General features: G+C 67.2%; 3 protein-coding genes and 1 tRNA gene. 1 reads left to right on the top strand and 3 read right to left on the bottom strand.

Annotated elements, in window-relative coordinates; genetic code table 11:
• Nucleotides 1–931 (bottom strand): 4-hydroxybenzoate octaprenyltransferase (gene ubiA / locus AC1VAN_RS18795; RefSeq protein WP_480986437.1); only part of this gene is annotated, 931 nt, incomplete at its 3' end.
• A 149-nt stretch (nucleotides 932–1080) separates the two neighbouring features.
• On the opposite strand from ubiA, the gene AC1VAN_RS18800 reads away from it, so the two are divergent.
• Nucleotides 1081–1157: transfer RNA gene (locus AC1VAN_RS18800), tRNA-Arg, on the top strand.
• Nucleotides 1158–1408: 251 nt separating this feature from the next.
• Here AC1VAN_RS18800 and AC1VAN_RS18805 read toward each other — a convergent pair.
• Nucleotides 1409–2185, bottom strand: a complete 777-nt coding sequence (locus AC1VAN_RS18805; RefSeq protein WP_235189974.1) for a SapC family protein — start codon at nucleotides 2183–2185, stop codon at nucleotides 1409–1411.
• 55 nt (nucleotides 2186–2240) lie between these two features.
• Nucleotides 2241–2366 carry a putative porin gene (locus tag AC1VAN_RS18810; protein ID WP_480986438.1) on the bottom strand — a complete coding sequence of 42 codons (126 nt, stop codon included), beginning with the start codon at nucleotides 2364–2366 and terminating at the stop codon, nucleotides 2241–2243.
• Nucleotides 2367–2369: the final 3 nt, after the last annotated feature.

The raw sequence follows: 2369 nt of genomic DNA on the forward strand, positions 1-2369 counted from the left end.
GCGTACCACGTGTCCTAGGCGGTGGACCACAGGATGTTGCCGGCACACAGCAGCCAGCCCAGCATCGGCACCTCCCCCAGCACGGCGGCGAAGGCCATCGGGATGCCCCACCCGACGGACATGCCCAGGTAGACCTGCGGCAGATCCAGAACTCGTACACCACCAGCAGCGTCGCCACCGCGACGCCGGCCAGGTAGTACCCACCCAGCCCGCCGCGCACGCCCACCAGCGCCATCGTGGCCAGGAACAGCGCGTACAGCACGCCCTGGATGACCAGGTCCAGATCGCCGAACAGGATCGCAGTGGAGTGCGAACCCATCTTCAGGTCGTCTTCGCGGTCGACCATGGCGTACCACGTGTCGTAGGCGGTGGACCACAGGATGTTGCCGGCATACAGCAGCCAGCCCAGCATCGGCACCTCGCCCTGCACGGCGGCGAAGGCCATCGGGATGCCCCAGCCGAAGGACATGCCCAGGTAGACCTGCGGCAGATGGGTGTAGCGCTTCAGGTAGGGATAGCTGGCCGCCAGGAACACGCCGATGAAGCTCAGGGCGATGGTCAGGCCGTTCAGGGTCAGCACCAGGCCGAAGGCCACCAGCATCAGCACCGCGAACAGCACCAGCGCCGCCCGGCCGCTGATTGCGCCGGTCACCAGCGGTCGCGCCTTGGTGCGCTCTACGTGCGGGTCGAGCCAGCGGTCGGCGTAGTCGTTGATGACGCAACCGGCCGAGCGGGTCAGCCAGACGCCAGCGGTGAACACGAACAGGGTCCACAGCGGCGGCAGGCCGCCAGCGGCCAGCCACAACGCCCACCAGGTGGGCCACAGCAGCAGCAGCGTGCCGATCGGGCGATCGGCGCGCATCAGGGACCAGTAATGCCGCCAACGCGGCGTCGGCGCCGGATGCGGCGCGGAAAGGGGGGTATCAGCCATGACACTAGGATACTCCTGTGCCTTCGGACCGACTTTGCCGGCGGGGGGAGATTTGTGCGGCGAAACTGGATAGAATGCCCATCCCGCACCGCCTCATTGCGTTGCGATGCCCGCCCCGGCCCTGGCCGACGGCGCGGCGGTTCCACCACGCGCTCGTAGCTCAGCCGGATAGAGTAGTGGCTTCCGAAGCCATTGGTCGGGGGTTCGAATCCCTCCGGGCGCGCCATCTTCCCTGCGACGATTTCAACCTGGCCGCTGTCTGGCCGGGAACGCTGAAGCGTGCATTCGTGTTGAGGCCAGTCGAGCACGGCTCGACGCTGCAGAGCCGATCCTTCGCAGCACAAAGGTCGGGATCCGGACAGGGTGCAGCCATGCCAGGGCGAGGTCTTCCCACCTGCCTGGGGGGCAGCAGGCCACGCATCGCGCGCGGCCTTCGACATCCGTGTCGTGCGCCTGTCCAGTATCCCGGTGAAGGTGTCAGCCGTTCAGCAGGTCGTTGAAGCGCGCCAGCGAGGCCAGGTGGAAATGCAACGGCGCCAACCAGCCCTGCCGATGCCAGGCGATGACGGTCGCTTCGGGCAGCGCAGCGAAACGATCGGGATCGACGACCTGGAAGCCGAGAAGGCTGGAGGTTCGACCGTCGGCACGCTCTACATCGGCCTGGCGATCCACCAGCACGCCCGAGGCCAGCAGCTGCGCGCTGAAGGCAGCGGTAGCAGCGGCTTCGCTGGTGAAGGCTTCGCAGAACTGCAACGCCTGACGGGTCAACCCGCTGGGCTGGCCATCGGCCTCGAACAGTGGCTGGCCTTCGTCACCCTCGGTGCGCAGCATCGCTGCATCGGCATCGATGGCCAACGCATACCCTTCGGGTTGGGCGGTCCGCGCGAACACGAAGGGGTAGCGGCGCACGTAGGCCGGCACATAGGCGCCGCTCTGCCATCGGTCGGCCACCACGAAACGATTGTGCTCGGCCTCCAGACCCAGCACGGCCACCGGCGCGGCTTCTTCGCCGACAAACACCAGCGGGTAGCAACGCGCAGCAGCGGCAAATTCGCCCAGCACCAGTGGCACGGCATGGCTGGCCGCAGCGAAGGCGGCATCGCCAGGCAACAGGCGCCAGCGCGCATGGTCGCGCGAGGACAGCATTACCGGCGCGCGGTACAGCGGCGGGTACATCGGGCCAACGGCGTCCTGCGCGGACAGCGCGTCCACGGCATCACTCTCGGCTACGGACAGTTGGGAGTCTTCGATCATTTCGGTTTGCATCCAGAGTGCGGGGAAGCGGCCGGCGCGAACGCCGGCCGTCACGTCAGAAGCCAGCGTTCACTTCCAGCTGGAACACGTCGATGGACTGCGGCGCACCAGTGATCTCCTTGGCCGCCATCCAGCGTCCGGTCAGCGACACGTTCCTGTCGAACATGTAGGAGCTGCCCAGGTA

Source organism: Stenotrophomonas sp. 05L44_2 (genome assembly GCF_056665995.1).

What these genes read in the sequence shown, in the direction of transcription:
- AC1VAN_RS18805 (WP_235189974.1), bottom strand. Translation starts at nt 2,185, where the DNA reads ATGATCGAAGACTCCCAACTGTCCGTAGCCGAGAGTGATGCCGTGGAC.